This is a genomic window from Novipirellula aureliae, from assembly GCF_007860185.1.
GTDB lineage: Bacteria > Planctomycetota > Planctomycetia > Pirellulales > Pirellulaceae > Novipirellula_A > Novipirellula_A aureliae.
Genome location: NZ_SJPY01000007.1, coordinates 212,080 through 230,560, shown reverse-complemented (window position 1 = coordinate 230,560; position 18,481 = coordinate 212,080). Strand labels below are relative to the sequence as shown.

General features: G+C 53.4%; 12 protein-coding genes. 6 read left to right on the top strand and 6 right to left on the bottom strand.

Going from position 1 to position 18,481, the window contains the following annotated elements:
- Positions 1–276 precede the first annotated feature (276 nt).
- Positions 277–2,259, bottom strand: a complete 1,983-nt coding sequence (locus Q31b_RS20910; protein WP_197171970.1) for a c-type cytochrome domain-containing protein — start codon at positions 2,257–2,259, stop codon at positions 277–279.
- 254 nt (positions 2,260–2,513) lie between these two features.
- Between Q31b_RS20910 and Q31b_RS20905 the strand changes: the two genes are divergently transcribed.
- Entirely contained in the window at positions 2,514–5,495 is a 2,982-nt protein-coding gene (locus Q31b_RS20905; RefSeq protein WP_231617734.1) for a secretin N-terminal domain-containing protein, read from the top strand.
- A gap of 26 nt (positions 5,496–5,521) precedes the next feature.
- Here the strand turns inward: Q31b_RS20905 and Q31b_RS20900 are convergent, their stop codons facing one another.
- Together Q31b_RS20900 and amrA are read right to left on the bottom strand one after the other, a co-directional pair.
- Positions 5,522–7,276: a flagellar basal body P-ring protein FlgI gene (locus tag Q31b_RS20900; protein WP_146601605.1), complete on the bottom strand. Its 1,755-nt coding sequence runs from the start codon at positions 7,274–7,276 to the stop codon at positions 5,522–5,524.
- 203 nt (positions 7,277–7,479) lie between these two features.
- Positions 7,480–8,124: an AmmeMemoRadiSam system protein A gene (amrA, locus tag Q31b_RS20895; RefSeq protein ID WP_197171967.1), complete on the bottom strand. Its 645-nt coding sequence runs from the start codon at positions 8,122–8,124 to the stop codon at positions 7,480–7,482.
- 486 nt (positions 8,125–8,610) lie between these two features.
- On the opposite strand from amrA, the gene Q31b_RS20890 reads away from it, so the two are divergent.
- Entirely contained in the window at positions 8,611–9,273 is a 663-nt protein-coding gene (locus tag Q31b_RS20890) for a hypothetical protein (RefSeq protein ID WP_197171965.1), read from the top strand.
- 87 nt (positions 9,274–9,360) lie between these two features.
- On the opposite strand, the gene Q31b_RS20885 is transcribed toward Q31b_RS20890, so the two are convergent.
- The 3 genes from Q31b_RS20885 to Q31b_RS20875 all read right to left on the bottom strand — a co-directional run bounded on the left by Q31b_RS20885 (position 9,361) and on the right by Q31b_RS20875 (position 12,555).
- A complete protein-coding gene (locus Q31b_RS20885; protein ID WP_146601602.1) occupies positions 9,361–10,167 on the bottom strand; it encodes an MBL fold metallo-hydrolase in 807 nt (268 codons plus the stop codon).
- Between the two features lie 466 nt (positions 10,168–10,633).
- A complete protein-coding gene (locus Q31b_RS20880) occupies positions 10,634–11,605 on the bottom strand; it encodes a UDP-glucuronic acid decarboxylase family protein (RefSeq protein ID WP_146601601.1) in 972 nt (323 codons plus the stop codon).
- Positions 11,606–12,150: 545 nt separating this feature from the next.
- Positions 12,151–12,555: a thioredoxin family protein gene (locus tag Q31b_RS20875; RefSeq protein ID WP_146601600.1), complete on the bottom strand. Its 405-nt coding sequence runs from the start codon at positions 12,553–12,555 to the stop codon at positions 12,151–12,153.
- Positions 12,556–13,367: 812 nt separating this feature from the next.
- On the opposite strand from Q31b_RS20875, the gene Q31b_RS20870 reads away from it, so the two are divergent.
- The 4 genes from Q31b_RS20870 to Q31b_RS20855 all read left to right on the top strand — a co-directional run bounded on the left by Q31b_RS20870 (position 13,368) and on the right by Q31b_RS20855 (position 18,137).
- Positions 13,368–14,366, top strand: coding sequence for a Gfo/Idh/MocA family protein (locus Q31b_RS20870; protein WP_146601599.1), 999 nt, complete (start codon positions 13,368–13,370; stop codon positions 14,364–14,366).
- Positions 14,367–14,416: 50 nt separating this feature from the next.
- A complete protein-coding gene (locus Q31b_RS20865; RefSeq protein ID WP_146601598.1) occupies positions 14,417–15,154 on the top strand; it encodes an ATP-binding cassette domain-containing protein in 738 nt (245 codons plus the stop codon).
- Positions 15,155–15,165: 11 nt separating this feature from the next.
- Positions 15,166–17,316, top strand: a complete 2,151-nt coding sequence (locus tag Q31b_RS20860; protein WP_146601875.1) for an ABC transporter permease subunit/CPBP intramembrane protease — start codon at positions 15,166–15,168, stop codon at positions 17,314–17,316.
- Between the two features lie 116 nt (positions 17,317–17,432).
- Positions 17,433–18,137, top strand: coding sequence for a tellurite resistance TerB family protein (locus tag Q31b_RS20855; protein ID WP_146601597.1), 705 nt, complete (start codon positions 17,433–17,435; stop codon positions 18,135–18,137).
- The last annotated feature ends 344 nt before the right edge of the window (positions 18,138–18,481 follow it).

Here is an 18,481-nt window from a genome sequence, read left to right as displayed (position 1 = left end):
CCCTTCTTCTGCAAAGAACTCTTCTTCCATTCGCGCTAATTAGCGTTATTCGCGGGCAAACTTTTTAGCCGGCTGATGGATCGTTTTGCCCGCTAATCACGCGAATGGGAGCTAATTGAGCCCCGGATACTCACGGATTAAACATGGATCGGGATGGTGGGGCCCATTGTGTCGCGGTGGTCAAAGCCGATAGGCAGCAGAATCTGGGTGGTGATGAGCATGCAAACCAAGAGACGATATCGGTTGCCCCCATTCTGCTGTCTCGATCTACGACGATTAACGCGACCCTAGCCAAGCGGTTAGATAGACCTCGACTGTTACGCCGAAGGAGCTTTGGAATGCTTGCTCGAACGGCTCTCCTTGGCCTAGTTTTCGGAGTAAGGAATCAAAACCCTTTCGCCGTGGACGTTCCGTCATCGACGCGACAACCGCGGCACTGATTTGGTCGGTTTGCTCAGGCTTTAGTTTTTCATCGAGGAATTGCTTGGCGTCTTTCATCGCTGCGGCTGCGAGCTGCAGTTCAGCCTGCTCGCGGCGTAACGTGTCACGATCGACCCTCTGCCGATTCTGCTTGCGGATCGTTTCGCCGACTCCTGTGGCAAACCAAATCGGGACATCTTTGCCGGATGTCGCCAATGCCAAACTGACGAGTGGGCCTGTCAATCGCTCGGCGATTTCTTTGCTCTCCTCTTGCTGCGTCGCGACGATGGCGACGTAAGCATCGAGTCCGTCGTATTTCCAGTGACTGTTCCAATCGGCGGGCACGTCTCTGGCTTCGATCATCTTCGCAAATTCGCTGTAGTCATATCGTCTGGCCCAAACAAAGAGGGTTGCCCGACCTGCGAAGTAGGCAGGGCCCTCTTCGCCTGGAACGAGCCGTCTCACCAGATCCATTTTTTCTTCTGCCTGCTCGGCGACGAGTTCGATCGTCTTCTTGTCCGCGGTTCCTGTGACAAAAAAGTGGTCGGTCTCGAGTTGGATGGGGTTGGAGTTTTTGGAATTGACCCATTGCAGATCTTCGAGTGCAGCTTGCTTTCGCTGATCACTGAGTTGCAATGGGGTTGCTTTGTCCGCCCAAGCCAGTTGGCTCATCCGTTTGATTGGTTGGTTCGCGCGATTCCGATCGCCACCGAGAACGGCTCCTTCATTGATCCAGGTCGAAATGAGCTCGATCGCTTCGTCCGAAAACGCCGGCCGTCCACCTGCAGGCATCCGATCGCCCGCCATACCGCGCAGCTTTTGAATGAGTAAACTCGAGGCGGCATCGCCAGGAACAATGATCGGGCCGCTATCGCCACCACGCATCATTTGGGCGAAGGTGTCCATTCGCAGTCCACCACGATTCTGCATCGAATCAAGATGACACCCGCTGCAACTTTGGATAAACATCGGTGCGACCTGGAGTGCGAAATCGACGGTCTGTTTGTTTGCGGGGGTTGCAGGATTGATCGGAGCGGATGCCGATGGTTCTATTTTCTTCGATGCAGACGATAACAACGCGAACAGTGACGTTTCGGGATCGTCGCCATCGAACTTGGCTCCGCTCGCGATCCACTGTTTGAGTTTTTCTAAATCGGAGGCTGGCACGGTCCCATTGGGTGGCATCGCGCCCGACTCGATATTGTCGATTAAAACACTGCTGGCCACATCGCCTGCAAAAACGACTCGCCCGGCACGCGATCCTTTCATCAGTTGCGAGTAAGTAGCCATGTTGAAGTTGCCACGCGAACCGGCGACGTGGCAACGACCGCACTGGTTGACCAGGATGGGCACCACATCGCTGACAAAACCGACCTCCGGACTCGCGGGCATTGGTGGAGTGATCGAAGGAGTGATTGGTGGGGTGGGCGTTGGTGGATTCGACGCCGGCGCGGCTCGGTTTGATTCGTTCACGGAGACGGATGTCTGGTCACTCTCACGATCACGACGGGGCAATTCAAAGGGTGGCACTCGCACGCCTTCGAGTTCGAGATAGACGTGAGCGGCACCGAGCGATTTCATGAGTGGTTTGAGTTCTTCGTAGACCGCAGGCGAACCCTTTTTGACCGCTTCATGCATTTGCTCGCCCGCGATCTTCATCGACTCGACCGCCGCCTGCAACTGGCCCGCTTTATAGCGGCTGCCTGCCGTCGAAAGCGACCGTTTGATCTCGGCGACTGCCTGTTTCTCTTGGATCGTCAATTCTACCGCTGAGGATTTGTTAGCAAAGATTGCCAAAAAGCACAAAAAGCAAACGATAAGTGGACGCAAACGTTGCATAGGTTGACTCGAGCCGAGAAACGAAAAGGTGTGCTGGTGCATTATACACGGCTTGTCGACGTCGGTTCATCCACTGTCGTGTGTCCTGCGAAGACCCCGTTGAGTTGAATTTTGTAGCGGAATCCTGCCGCCGATCGTAAGGGTGGTATCAACTCGTGCCAATAAACAAACGTTTGCATTATTGACGCCAAGTACCCATAATGGGTGGTGTCTGGCCCGCGAGCCAAAATGAACCGTGCTTTTCAGGTGACATCTTGCGATTCCCCGCTTTCCATATTGTTGTTTGCCTGTCCCTATCGGTATCCCTATCGGGTTTGGCCGATGCGGTCGCGGCCTTTCCGCAGAGTTCGCGTATCGTGCAAACGGCAGCGCAAAATGGGGTCGTTCCCACAGCGATACCGTCTGGCGCGGCGAAAAAATCAGAGCAGAATGTCGAAAAAGCCGCAAACGAGAAAGCGGGCGACAAACAACCCAAGAAAGAGTCAAGCTCGGAACCGAAGGTCATCCGCCGTCCCGATAACGCCGAAGACGCATCGATTGATTCAGACCAACTCACCGCAACCGTAGGCGAAGACGGGCGGGTCGCATTCCACTTTCGTGACCAACCGTGGGTTGAACTCGTCCAATGGTTGGCCGAAATCTCGGACCAGCCTCTCGATTGGTTGGAATTGCCTGCTGACCGGGTCAACTTGTCATCGCCGGGTCGGTACACGGTTGCCGAAACACGCGATCTCTTCAATCGCTATTTGTTGGCTCGCGGCTATACGATTTTGGAACTCGATGGCGGTTTGACGGTTGCTAAAACGGAAACGATGAACCCAGCGATCGTACCTCGCGTGACACCCGAGCAACTTGCGTCGCTGCCGCCACATTCGTTTGTCCGCACTTCGCTTGACGTCGGTTGGTTGTCCGCCGAAAAACTGGCCGAAGAACTCAAACCGATGGTCAGTTCCAATGGACGGCTGATCGCATTATCAACCACCAACCGTATCGAAGTGCTGGATGCAGCCATCAATGTCCGGCAAGTCGCCGAGTTGTTGGCGCAAGAACGAAGTGTATCGAGTCGCGAAGCCCTTGCACCTGAATTCGCGTTACGGCACATCCCAGCCGAAGAGGCGAAGCGAATGTTGGAGGAGTTTTTAGGCGTTGACAAGAAAAATTCGGCACCCATGACGGCTCAGCAAATGATGGCTATGCAGCAAATGCAGCAGCGTGGTGGTGGCGGCCAACCAGCTCCGGTGGAAAAGAAGACCGAGGTGTCGATCGTCGCCAATTCGCGACAAAACTCGGTCATCATTCGTGCTCCGGCTGATCGGGTGGCAATCGCAACCGAATTTCTAAAACGGATCGACGTCCCCAGCAAATCGATGGTCTCCTTAGCCGATATCGAAGACCGTGTTCAAGTCTTTCGCCTGGCTTCACTCGATCCAGAAAAGCTGATCGAAATCGTCTCCGAAATGAACATTTTGGAACCGACCACGCGAGTCCGAGTCGACAAGGATAATAATGCGTTAATCGTCTCTGGATCACCGGCGGATCGTTTTATTATCAAATCGTTGATCGAGCGGCTTGACGGCAGCGGACGGAATTTTCATGTCTTACAATTGAGAAGGCTTGACGCGGGTGAGGTTGCTGAATCGATCGCGTTTTTGATGGGCCAAAAAGATGGAAAGGATAAGCAAAACAACAATCAACGCTACAATTATTGGGATAGTTTTAGTAGGCAAGAGGAGGACGAGAAAGAGAAAGACGAGTTTCGCGTTGCTGCGAACAACCGAAACCGTCAAGTCCTCTTGTGGGCCAACGAAATGGAAATGGAGCAGGTGGAATCGTTGCTGATAAAGCTCGGTGAATTACCACCGCCAGGCGGAAGCCCGCGTACGGTACGGGTCATCGAGGCTTCCGCGACCCCCGAAACGCTCGAATACCTCAAACGACTCAAGGTTCAATGGGATCGTGTTTCCCCCAACCCGTTGGAAATCCCCAGCTCCGATCAATTTGACCATCCCCTAAGCGATGAAATGTCACCCAAAGAAAGGGACAAATGGGATGACGCAGACGGCCAAGAAGCCTCCCTGCCGAGCGAGCCGAATGGCGTTCGGGAAGATCACGATGTGATCACGTTTGCGTCAACGGGCAAGCCTGAATATCAGTTGGCATGGGACTATCCGCCCGCCGCTCTCATCGATGATTTGGCTCCAACAAAGGCAAGGACTGAAAATGCAAGACCGGCGATCCAGTCCACCCGCGATTTCGATCGCGAGTTCGGCGACCAAGACGCACCCGATGCCGCGAACCCCACGCAAACATCGACCGGAATTCGTATCGAAGTCGACTCGTCAGGCAATTTGATTCTGAGCAGTCCTGACACCAAGGCGCTAGACCAACTTGAATTGCTGATGCAACAAGTCGCACCACCGAAACGTCCTTATGTCGTGTTTAAAATTGAAAACACAACCGCCTATTGGATGCGATTGAACTTGGAAGAGTTTTTTGAAGACGAGGAGGAAAAAGAGGGCAGCGGCGATTCCTTCCTTCGTATGTATTGGGGGATGGCTCAAGACGATTCGAGCGAGGAACCATCTGGTTTGGGGAAAGGCAATAAGCTGAAATTTGTTGATGATGCCGACACCAACACCCTGGTCGTCAGCGGTGCGACGGCAGACCAATTAAGAACCATTCGGGATTTGATTCGTTTATGGGATGTGGAAGCATTGGCAAACAACCGCCGCGCTCGGTTCACGAAACTGGTCCAAATCCATCATGGAAATGCGAAAAGGATTGCGGAAACCGTCAAGGAAGCCTATCGAGATTTACTCAGCAGCAATGACAAGACATTTCAAGGTGGTGGTGGAGCAGGCGGCGAACAAGCACAGCGAGCTCAAAAGAATGCCGCGCGGAATCGAAGCGGCAGCGGAAGTGAGTTGGTCGCCAGCGAAGGCGGTGGGAACGGTGGCAACGCCGACTTTTCTTTCAAAGGAAAATTGTCGATCGGAGTCGATGAGGTCGGCAACACGTTACTAATCAGCGCCGAAGGCGAACCATTGTTAAACTTGATTTGCGAAATGGTCGAGCAACTTGACAACGCGGCTCTCTCAAGCGGTGAAGTACAGGTTTTGAAACTGTCCGGCAGCATCAGCAGCGGATCGCTCCAGTCGGCGCTGAAGTCCTTCGGTGCCGATCGTCGCACGCAAGCCACGACCGAGCCACCTTCTCTTCAAGACAATCCGAAGTAAGAGTTGGATGCAGCGGGGCAAATTGACTATTCCTCGTCGCTTTCCGACTCGGCATCGGCACGAGGATTGTCATCACCGAACCCCTCCTGGTCTGCTGCGGAATCCGTATCGCGAAAATAGGTGCGTTGACTACGAGGCAGTGGGTCAAATGCTAATTGGTCTTTCAAGTATCCCTTTTGTTTCGCCTCTCTGAAAACGGCAACCACATCACCATAACCGCCACCAACCGCTGCGATCCCTTCGGCAACCGATTTCGCATTGCTAGGAATCGTCACTCGGCGATCATCCTCACCCGCCTTGAAGCGGCTAATGCGAAGCATCCCTGGCGTGTCAGGATCATTTTTTAACATGATCCCATGCGGGCCCATCAGGAACGTCGGAATGTCGAGATTCCCGGGGCTTCCAAAGAGCACCACTTCAGGATGATGTTTTAGCGAAATGACAATTGCAGGCGAGGCGGTTGATGCAACGTCGTACAAGCGAAACGCTTCACCAAGCGTCTCGCCAAGCAGATAGTGTTTCGCGTCGGGTCGGCTCCGGATCGCTACGAACGCTCCGTAGCGGGTTTCCAAACTCGGTTCGTCCATCAGACTCACCAAACCGTCGATCGCCAATTGCTGGTCGAGACCTTGCAGAGCAAGGAGAGCGGGATGTCGGAAAGCAGCAACGGAACGAGCGGATTCCAACAAGGGATCAATCGCTTCGTTACGGTCGAGGTATGCCAGTGCCTCGGCTGCATAAAAACGCAACTCGGGGTTGGTTGCCTTGAGTCCCTCTAGCAGCGTCGGAATGGCACACTCGCCTAACCCTTCGAGTTGCAGGGCGGCATCCGATGCGGTTGCTGGTTCCTTCAATCGGCTGGCAAGTTCTACCAGTCGTTTTTGAGTTGCAGAGGACTCTGGTGCAACGCCAAGTGCGCGAATGACCGCGACCATACGTGCTTCGTTCCCGCGGTAGCGAGGGTGGGCTTCGATTTCGATAAAGTCGTCTTCGATTGCTTTGGCGATACCCCGCCGAGTGGTTCCGTCGAAAAAGTAGAATCGACGATTGATCGCCGCCGCAATCGCGGTGGCCATTTTGACGTGTTGATACTGAGGGCGGAGAATCAACCCGATTTTTCGATCGATTTGAATGCGTCCGCCACCGAGGACAACACCCTCAAGCCGGTAGGCATCGTCTTCCGATGGATGGTGGTCGGCTCGCGTTAAAACGGGGCCCGTGCCAACGACCATGACGTCGCTTTGACGCACGCTACTTTGCAAAACTTGTTGATGACGAAGTCTTGACTCAAGCATCCAGCCACCGTGTAGATCATGCACCTCCGATCGTGGTGGTGTGATGAACCGCAAATCGACCGGATCGCCACGGCGGGCTCCGGGGGGAACGAAAGCGCGGACACGGACCAAGGCGGTTTGTTTGAGTTCTAAAAAATGGTTCGGGTCTTTCACCTCATGACGCTGCATTTCATCGAGCAGTTGGTCACGATAGATCGAGGGGACTGCCGGACCGCCCGTGCCAGGTAGACCGTTGATTGCCGCAACCCCGTCCACTTGGATCGTATTCATCCCCTGGGTGATGGAGGCATCACGAATCAAATCGGGCGGCTCGGGGACTTTGAGAAGTTCTTTGAGCCTCGCTTCTTTTTCACTGTCTTCGGAAGTTCCATTCCAAAAGGAGGTGCATCCAACGGTATGGATGCAGCAAATAAGAACCAAGACGGCAGCCTTTACAGCACGCCAGCGTTTGGAATCGAAGACGATTTTTGGCTTCTTGCCTCGCATCGGATGACTCGGTCGAGAGTTGAAAATGAGTGTTCAAACCTCATTCATAGCTAACATTCAGCTTCAAATGCAAGACAGATTGTCGGAGCTCCTAAGGAGGTCCGACGTGCATGCTGTCGCAGACGTTGTCGAGTCTTTCGGCGAATCTCTGCCTGCCGAAAGTCTTGACGACTTTCGCGACGAGAGATTTGAGTGGCGACGAATTACCGGTGCGCGGTCAACGGGCGAGAACCGGCCGCTGACTCGCTACGATTGATGAAATCAACAGGTTTTAAGCGAGAAAAACGCTGGGTTTGGAAGGTCGACACGCGGATTCGTGGTGACCAACGCTCAGGTGGCAATCCAGCCTTCAGACGCAAATGCCGGAATAATTCGACCGGATCTTGCAACGTTTCCCAAATTTCGGGGAGGAACATCGCATGCCGCCGGCCGAGACGCAGGACAACCCCGTCGACTCCAGGCTGAATTTTGGCGATCACATCGCCGAGGCTCCGAGTAATCAAATGCTTTAGCGGACTCAGAACGGTGACCTGAATCGTCAAGCTGGGAAACTCGGCTTCCGTCAACGCTGGGTACCGTCCATTGTTGAATGCCGCGCGAAAAGCATTGTGGCTAACGTCAAAGACGAGTGGATCGCTCGCTTCTACCGAACCGACGCAGCCACGCAACTGCTCGTCGGTGCGAAGCGTTACAAAAGAGGCTTGGACGTGCCTCAACGCGTCACTGTAAGAGACAAGTTCGGGTTCAACGATCCGCCGCGTTTGAAGCCCCGCTGCAATGCTTTGCTCGGCAACATCAAGTAGCCTTTCGCGGTCTGATTTGGGTAGCCGCGATTGTTCAACACTCATTTGCATAACAACTATCCTAACTTTCTAAGTTTAACCGCATACCCACCAGGACACGCGATTGTTGGGACCGGCTGGTCCTCAGGCTCCTGCCTGGGAACCTGATCATCGGCGGGCCCCCGCCACACTCGCCACACGCTTGCGAGGTGGGGGCCCCGAATGCCTTCCACTCCCAAGGCAGAAGCCGGGGAATGAGTTCCACCAGTCCTTAGTGTATCAGAATTGCAAACGTTTTGGATTGACAAACCCGTTTTCTCAATGATGCATAGGATAAGCCTCGTCGGTACGCAATCGTCAAGCCAACATGCTTTGCCGAGAACGGCAAGCTGGGAAGATTTTAACGGCTGGGTTCGCTTGGGTGAAAGATCTAATTTGATTGGCGCGAACGGAAGGAAGTGTTCGATGACAGTGAAACGAGTCGGTCGATTCGCGTGAGACGCCCACGGAGCTGCTTAGTAACTGATGAAAACTCCCTTCCCTTTTCCGTCCATGGCGATTGATCGAGTGTTGCTGATTGTCACACTCTTCGTCCCCTTGGCTGCCGACGCGTATGGACAAGGTGAGGGTGGTGAAGTTCCCACCAGTCTGCGGCAGTTGATTTTGCAGGATGGGGGGAGTGGACAACGGGGTAGCGATACCGATGCGGCCTTGGACGATAGAGCGAGTGAGCGAGAGAAAGAGGTTTCGCGAGGACGCCAACGGCGTGAATACTTGTCAGCGCTCCGAAAACCGGTATCGTCAATCGATGTAGAGCCGCTTGATCGCACGGCGAAAGAGCCTCCGAGGATAGGGATCGAACAAGACGGAGAACGAACCCTTTTTATTTCGTCAATGGCATTAGCGGTGCATCGACCGGATCGTTATCCGGACGTGTTTTGCCACGAACCTCTCTACTTTGAACAGATCAACCTCGAGCGTTGTGGTCATCACTGGGGATTCTTTCAAAACGCGGTTTCATTTGCTGAGTTCTTTGGGCGGACGCAGACGCTACCGTATCATTTGGCGACGGAGCCAATCGACAGCCTCACCCCTTCGCCAGGCGATTGTCGGTCAGGCGAATCCTTTCATCGAGAGAGTTTACTTCCGATCGACCGCCACGGAGCATTGCTCGAAGCCGCCGCGATTGCTGGTTTTATTGTTCTGCTTCCGTAGCGAATCGTCGCTCGCTTGACCTCGCTATAACGGCTTGTTTTGCCGAGGTTTATTTTTGAACGTCAGATTGCCGATGCACCTAGATCGCTAGAAACCAGCATTGGTGTGAAGCCCGTCATAGGCCAATGCCATGCCAGGGGGCAGCTTTGCCATCACCGCGTCGTAATCCAAATCGTGCGATAGATGGGTGAAGTAGGTCTGTTTCGCATTCACCTGTCGTGCTACCGCGATCGCCTCTTCCAGATTGAAGTGAGTTGGATGAGGTGTGAATCGTAAAGCTCCGACCACAAACGTACGGACGCCTTCAAGGAGTTTCATGGACGCAGGGGGGATTTCGTTGGTGTCGGTACAGTAGGCGAAATCGCCGATCCGAAATCCCAGGACATCAAAGTTCGGCCCATGCTTCATCGGGATCGGCACGACTCGAACCCCCATCACTTCGAAGGGTTCCGTATCGATCGGACGGAATGCTAATTGGGGCACCGACCCTGCGTGAGTTTCCTTGCGGTTCGTGAACGCATAATCAAAAGAGGTTCGAATGCGATGTTCAACCTTGGCGGTACAGTAGAGTGGTACGGGATGGCCGAGTCGAAAGGGGAACAGCCGCAAATCGTCGAGGCCAAACAGATGGTCGGCGTGCTCGTGAGTAAAGAGTACCGAGTGGACAAGTTTGACTTTTTCACGCAGCAATTGAATCCGCAATTCGGGTGGCGTGTCGATCAACAGATTGCCTTGCTCCAAGTGGACGAGAATCGCACATCGTGTCCGGCTGTTATGAGGATCCGCGCTTTGGCAGACCTCGCATTCACAACCCAGGACGGGGACTCCGACACTCGTCCCGGTCCCTAGGAAAACAACTTCAAATCGGCGAGCAGGCAAAACGTCAATGGGCATAGAACGGATAAGGTCTTGAGAGAGTTGCAACCGTTATCGCCTCGATGGTCGCTCTAACTCTTTGAGCGGACAGCGATTTCGGCGTAAAGACCAGAAGGTCTGGGATCGAAAGTTGGATCGTGCGAATCGGTGGACGCTTTCCGCACGCGAGAGCAGAGCGACCCTACGGCGGAGGCCGCCCCAAAATTATCCAAAGTCTTGGCGACTTTCGCTATGGGTGGCAAATGCATCATCCCGATTCAAACATTGGTTTTTCAACATTTGCCGTTTGGGTACTAGCGGCCTGCTGATTTAATCGTTTAACGCTTAGCCGAAGGCGTCAGCTTTTCCATCATCGGTCGCCTATGGCTTGGCGTTAAACAATCAGTCGAGTCAAACCGATTAAATCAGCAGGCCGCTAGCCCCTTTTTTGGGGAGCTGTACGAATGCCAAAACAGCTTCTCTAAAACCGAACGTGGTTGAAGCACTAACTAAAGTTTGGGGTCGGTGGTCGATAGTCGCCCAAATCGATCGACTTGAACCATTCGATTGTTTTAGCAAGTCCCTCTTCGAGCTTGACTTTTGGTTCCCAGTCAAGTTCTTTTTGGGCTAGGGTGATGTCGGGACGACGGCGAGTTGGATCGTCGGAGGGTAACGGGCGGCTGACAAGCTTGTTTTTTGTGCCGCAAAGCTTGATGACCGTTTCGGCCAATTCGCGAATCGTAAACTCATCGGGATTGCCAATGTTGACGGGGCCGATAAATCCATTTTCATTGTTCATCATTGCGATGATGGCGGTAACCAAGTCGTCACGGAAACAGAAGGATCGCGTTTGCGACCCGTCACCAAAAATGGTCAAGTCTTCGCCAGCCAACGTTTGACGGATGAAGTTGGAAACGACGCGGCCATCATACGGGTGCATGCGTGGTCCATACGTATTGAAAATACGAACAATGCGAATGTCGACATTGTTGGCACGGTGATAATCCATGAACAACGTTTCGGCGACACGTTTGCCTTCGTCATAACACGCGCGGATCCCAATGGGGTTGACGCTGCCACGATAGCTTTCCGGTTGTGGATGCACTTCGGGGTCGCCGTAGACTTCGCTCGTGCTCGCCTGCAACACTTTCGCACCGCAGCGTTTTGCCATCCCCAAGACGTTGATCGATCCCATCACACTGGTTTTGATCGTCTTGATCGGGTTGTATTGGTAGTGTCCGGGAGCAGCGGGGCAAGCCATATTGTAGACTTGGTCGACTTCCAAGTGGATTGGCAACGTTATATCGTGCCGAATCAGCTCAAAGTTGGGTCGATCCAGCAAGTGGCTGACGTTTGATTTTTGGCTGGTAAAAAAGTTATCCAAGCAAATAATGTCGTGACCTTCGTCGACGAGTCGCTCACAAAGGTGGGAACCGAGGAAACCAGCGCCGCCGGTAACAAGAATTCGCTGGATCATGCTGTTTTAAGCCGCTTGCTGACCAAGAGTAGAGAAAGAAGGACGATCGGGCGGCTAGTCTACCCCCATCGACAGGGAAGGTAAAGCGGAATGAGTGAGGAGTGTGTTACCGGTTAATCGGCGTGAATCGCGTGAAGAAAACACCCGATGGGTAGAAACCAACAACGGAGAGAGCCGTTGGGTAGGAAGAGTCTCGGCAAACTCCCGCTCGTCGAGCGAAACTCGCGAGGCGGGAGCTACCAAGGCATGGAGTTCCCAGGCAGGAGGGGCTGTGTGTTTTTGTAGCGATCACCTGCCAAGAGTATCGGCAGCGGTCAAGAAGACGTCGGAAAGACGAAGGTCTTGGCGACTTTCGCTACGGTTGAAGCCGTGATTTCGCCTGGTTTCTAAAAAATCACAGCCTCGGAGCCTGGGAACAGGTTTTCATGTTTCAAAACCTTTAATCGTTTAACGCTTAGCCGAAGGCGTCAGCTTTTCCATGAGCGGTCGCCTATGGTTTGGCGTTAAACAATAAGTCGAGTCAAACCGATTAAATCGACAGTCCATTAGCCGCGGCGGGCCGCAATGGCACTTCGGATCAGACTGCGAACGGGTTGCTTGGTTTGAAAGCCTCTGAGCAATTGTCGATTCCATCCGCCAGAATCATTTTTGGTGAACATAATGATTTGAGGAATCATTTTTTCGCCCTTGGTCAATTGTTCAGCTAACTCCGGATCCTCGTCCTTGTTAATAACCGCAACGCTTACCTCGTCCAATTCGCCGGTAGCGGCCATTGGCATGATCGTCGAATTCTTTAAGACAGTACAAGCGGGGCACCACGGAGCGCCGACGACGACCATCAACGGCTTATTTTGTTCGACGGACTTCTTGTAAGCGAGTGTGTAATTTTGTTCAACAGATTGTCCCGTTGGAACACCAGACAAAACCACAGCTAACAGCAACGAAACCATTCCTTAACTCCTAAGGTTGTTCGGTTGAGCATTTTCATGGGATCGGCACGACACCGATTAGGTCGATCCATCGGTTACGAAAAGGGAGGATCGAGAAGTGAATTTGGAGACCACGAAAATGTCAGAAAAGACTTCCAGTCAAGTCACTCCAGCGGGCTCCATCTACGACTCGCATCGATACGAACCGAAGCGGTAACATTCACCGCTATAAGACTCGATTCATTCGAGACGAGTGCCGAGTGACACAACATCCATTCGTTTGAGCAACACGCTGCAAATCGAATGGAATACTTTTCGCCAAGACGTAAACTGGAAAAGCTAGCAAGCTTTTCTGGTTCAGGTCGTTCGGGCGAGTTGCGAGGATTCTATGGTTCGATCGGGACTCCACAAGGGTCAACGCGAAGATTTTTAGAAATTGTCTCTCGACAGAAAATCCTGGATTTTCCAATTTAGCTCCTCCGCAACTGGCGGGCAGGCGCTAAATTATTGTGAAGAAACGGTTTGCAACGGACCAAAAAGGTGTGGCATTTTGCAGCATCCCCCTCATTTGAGCCGGTTACAGCGTCAAAAAAAATATTGAAGATGGTGGTGTTTTTGATGCGGGACTTGTCGTGGAATCACGCTCTGGGAGCCGATCGGTTACATTAGGACGGCAACATCCTTCCGTTTTGGCGATCGTCGCCTTTCATTGAGCGAAAGCAACGTACGAAAGGTGAGCTCAATGCGTACTTTTTCGGGGCGAAGGGCGATAATTGTTTTGTCGAATCGCGTGAAATCAACAAGTCCTTTGCCGGGCAATAGAGCAGTCGATTATGAAACTTCGTATAGGTTTGATTGGTTTAGGCGACAGTTGGCAAACACGTCATCGCCCGGCCATTCGCATGCTGCAGGACCGCTTTGATGTCCGCGCGGTCTACAGTCCGGTCGCCAAATTAGCGGAAAACGCGGCTGCTGAGTTTCAAGCGGATCCGGTGGACGGGTATCGAGCGATGGTGGCGCGTTGTGATATCGACGCTGTGATGGTTCTGCAGAATTCATGGCTAGGATGGTTGCCGATGTTGGCCGCCTGTGAAGCGGGCAAAGCGATCTACTGGGCTGGGGATTTGGATTTTGATCCCGCCGAGGCGCAACCGATTCGCGAAGCGATTGATCGCAGCGGAATCGCATTCATGACGGAGCTACCCAAGCGATTTGCTCCGGCAACGCTTCGTTTGAAAGAGCTAATCGCGACCCGACTTGGCCCCCCGCAACTGGTGTTCTGTCATCGCCGCGTCCAGCACGAATCGAACCATTCAAAACCGAAATGTGTGGCGGACAACCCTTTGCATCAAGAGCTACTCGAGTTGATCGATTTATGCCGCTACGTTGTCGGACGCGAACCGGCGACCGTCGTCGCAACCGGGGTCAGCCAAACCGTTCCGGCTGACTACGAGAGCATGAGTTTACGGTTTGATGCTCATGAATCCCAACCAGCGGTCACGGCACAGATTAGCTGCGGCAGTTATATTCGACCAACTTGGCACGAAGCAATCGGTTTCCGCCCCCCTTCGGCCATGCAGATTTGTTGTGAGCGGGGTGTCGCATTTCTCGATTTGCCGACCAGTTTGGTTTGGTTTGATGACGCCGGCCGACACTTGGAGTCACTGGAAACCGAGTTGTCCGTGGGGCAACAACTGTTGACCCAATTCTATCGTGCGGTGACTAGTTTGGTGAGAAACATGAGCGATTTGGATGACGTGTGTCGATCCGCAGCGATACTGGCAGCCGCCCGAGAAAGTAGCCGTGACGGACGTCGAATCGAGTTGGCATAACCGTCTGCTCTCCTTCCCCACAACAACATCTCCCTCAAAAAAGGTCTCCCGTGTTAAAGGTTGAATCACTTGTCAAGACGTTTTCGGTAGAGGGCGAAGACGTCCATGCTGTCGACGAGCTGTCCTTTCAGGTCACGCGAGGGGAAGTCTATGGGCTACTTGGTCCCAACGGTGCAGGCAAAACGACGACGCTGCGAATCATTCTCGGCTTGCTTGAGGCGGATCGGGGGTACACGGAAGTGGATGGTTATCAAACGGCCGAAGATCCGATCGAAGTCAAGTCGCGGCTCGGCTTCGTCTCGGCAAGCGATGGCGTTTACCCCTGGCTAACTGTCCGAGAAATGCTGCTCTATTTTGCCGACCTTTATCACGTCGATCCCTGGGTGGCGAGGGAGCGAGCGGAAGGGTTGTCGCGGGTGATGGATATCGAAAAACTACTGGATCGTCGCGCTGGAACGCTTAGCACCGGGCAACGGCAGCGAGTGACATTGGTTCGCGGTCTGATACACGATCCGCCCGTCATGCTACTCGATGAACCGACGCGAGGTCTCGATGTCGTGGGCGTGCAAACCATTTTTCAATACATCGACCACTTAAGACATCTCGGTAAAGCCGTTGTCGTTTGTACTCACCGGCTCGACGAAGCGGAGCGTTTGTGTGATCGGTTTGGCTTGCTGCTTGAAGGCAAACTTCGATACGAAGGAACGATGAACGAATTGCAAGCGGCAACGGGACGCGACCACTTGGTCGATATGTTTGTCGACATGATGACAGCAGGTGCCATATGACTCAAAGCGACATGCCAGACCCCCACTCGAAACGGCCAGTTCTCAAAGGACGTTTGTTTCGGCTTTGTCAAAAGGAACTGCGTGAGACGATCCGTGACCGTCGCACCGTGTTCACGTTGCTGTTGATGCCGCTGCTGCTCTACCCGTTACTCAGCATGGCGCTCAACCGGTTTTTGCTGACATCGGATACCCATCAAGCGAGTGGCTACCTTGTCGGAGTAGCGAGCGAAGAAGAAGGATCTTTGCTGCGATCCTACTTAAATGATCCACGCAGCAAACCACCCGAATCGATCTTGCAGGTTAACAGTGGAGAGTTGGCGGAGTTCCGGTTTGGAATCACGAATGAATCGGACGCAGTCGAAGCTCTGAGGAAAAACGCTATCGATGTAGCGGTATCGGTTGAACCGGGTGAAATCCCGGTATTCAAGATCACCGCGTATCAAGGTGATGCCGCCAGTGAGACAGCGCAGCGGATTTTGGTAGAACGTTTACAATGGCTCGAGTCGAGTGTCGCTCAGGAGGTGGCCACGGCAGCATCGCCCGACTATCGATCGGTTGCCAAGGTGCAGGTGGCAGAAATTGGTGGCGCAGAACAACTGCCGCTGCTCGCGACCATCGTTCCACTCGTCTTGGTTTTGATGACGATCACCGGCGCGGTCTATCCCGCAATCGACTTGACCGCGGGTGAGCGTGAACGGGGCACGATGGAAGCATTGATGGCTTCGCCTGCATCCCGATTCGACCTTTTGTTCGCCAAGTATATCGCGGTGGTGATCGTTGCGCTGTTAACCGCGATGATCAACCTGTTTGCCATGTTTACAACGCTGTGGGCGTCGGGGCTTTTGCAATTATTGACGGGCGATGACGCCTTTCCGTGGTTGTCGGTTCTGCAAATTCTTGGTTTGTTGATTCTCTTTAGCGGGTTCTTTTCAGCGCTATTGCTGTCGCTAACGAGTTTTGCAAAATCGTTCAAGGAAGCACAGGCATATCTGATTCCGGTGATGTTGCTGGCGCTTGCACCGGCGATGCTTTCCTTGCTGCCAGGTGTCAAGCTTTCCGGCCCGCTGGCGATCGCACCCCTCATCAGTATTGTCATTTTGGCACGAGACATTTTGGCGGGCCATTTTGAACCGGCGGGGGCTTTGGCTGCAATCCTTAGTACGATCGCTTATGCCGCAGCCGCTTTGGCCGTCGCGGCTCGGCTATTCGGAAATGATGCTGTTATGCGAACGAGCGATCAATCGATTGCGTCTTTCTTTCATCGCCCCAAGAAACCCAGCCTTGTTCCGAGTGTCGAGTCGTCCGCCTTGATGTTGGCTTTACTCGTTCCCTTTTACTTTCTGGTCTCGAACGGGCTGATTCGCTTAGTTGAAATTCCTCGTGACCAACTTTCGTTATCGATGTTGTTCGCTTTCAACTTGCTCGCGTTGGTGTTGACCTTCGGGCTAGTGCCATTGCTTGTTGCCACGATTGGCCGCAACCGGTATTCGAGTACCTTTCGTTTGACGGGGCCATCCGCATCCGGCTTGTCGGTCGGCGCGTTTGGAGGATGTCTCGTTGGATCGGTACTGATCGGATTGGGAGCATGGGCACTTGCCCATGAGTCGTTTGTGATTGGGGAGTCGCTCGGGATGGGTGGGCTCAGTGAAGAACGAATCCGTCAAACATTGGAGGCGCTCGAAGCGCAGAAAGAAGTGCCGTTTTGGTTGGTGCTGCTGACCTTTGCGGTTGCCCCGGCGATTATCGAAGAGTTGTGCTTTCGCGGTTTTTTGTTTTCGTCCTTGTCCGCCGTACTCTCGCCCATTCGAGTTGTTTTTCTAACAGCCGTTTTGTTTGGCATGTTTCACGTTTTGACTGGAAATGCACTGCTGATCGAACGTTTCCTGCCGACGACGCTACTCGGGGGCATCCTCGGCTGGATCGCCTACCGAAGTGGCAGCGTGTTGCCAGGAATGGTGATGCACTTTGTTCACAATGCCCTGCTCAAGAGCGTGGCTCGCTACCACGACTCGTTCAGCCTGTTCGGTAGCGAGCTGAATGACCAATCGCATTTGCCGGGCAATTGGTTGATCGGAACAACGGCGGTTGCCTGTGCCGGTGCGATCCTGATCTGGTTATGTACGCGGCAACGAGTTCATGGGGCGACCGACTCGATCGGTTGATGGCAGGTGTTCGTTTGCTTCCAAAATGGCAACTGCCCCGCTAGAATGCACCCGTCGTGTTGTTGTGATCCATCCATCAACACAACACGATCCTCTCCTCTAAAAAGGTAACGGTAATGGACGCAATGGATGTACTCGGAGCACTTCTGGGCCGCAAAGGCTCATCAAATCGTGGTGGTGGAAGTGCCGATATTTTAAAAGAGATGATGGGTGGCCGGAAATCGGCTCCCGCACCGCCGAGACAGCGAACGCATCCGCGTGCCCAACAACCGTCCACGATCGAGGGGGCCGCCCGAAGTCTGGAAGAGATGCTCGGAGTTGGACGTGAATCGACTCGATCGGTCCCGAGTCCTCCTATGCCAAGTCGTCCGCGCCAAGCTCCGCCTGTGACCGAAGCGAGGTTGCCGGAGCGGACGCCAGAACCCAGAGTCCCCGAGCGGTCAGGCATGGACGCTCAAAGCGAAATGCTGGTTCGTGCAATGATCAGTGCGGCAAAGTCCGATGGCAGTATTGACCAAGCCGAACAAGAGCATGTGGTCAAACAATTTGGCCAACTCAGTCAGGACGAAGTCAACTTTCTCAAGCAAGAGTTTGCAAGACCGGTCGATGTACGTGAACTGGCTTGGTCGGTTCCAATCGGGTTGGAAGAGCATGTTTACACGGTATCGCTTTTGGCGATCGACTTGGATGAAAACAAGGAAGCTCAGTACTTAGGTGAACTCGCTCACGGCTTGAGGTTATCACCCCAGAAATGCAACGAGATCCATCGCCAATACCGAGCACCTGAAATATTCGGCTCGGCCGAAGAATCCGTGGGTTGATTCATCCATCCCAAGTACCGAAGGGTAGGTTTTTCAGGCACCGCAGGGCAAAAAGGAATGTTTTTGGGGCATCGGCAATCGGACGTTCAAAAATAAACCTCAATAAACCGACACTTCTCGCTAATCGCCACCATCAAACTATCCGCCCCCAACGACCTTGCGTCGTTGGAGCGAACGATTGTTAGCTAAATCCTAGTGTTTTTCACATGATCGACCCCAACGGGCTTGCCCCGTTGGGTGAGCGAGATCTGATTCACCAACGGGACAAGCCCATTGGGGGCTTACTTGACAACGGTGCTGTTTTTAGCTGCCAATCGTTGGCTCCAATGGGGCAAGCCCATTGG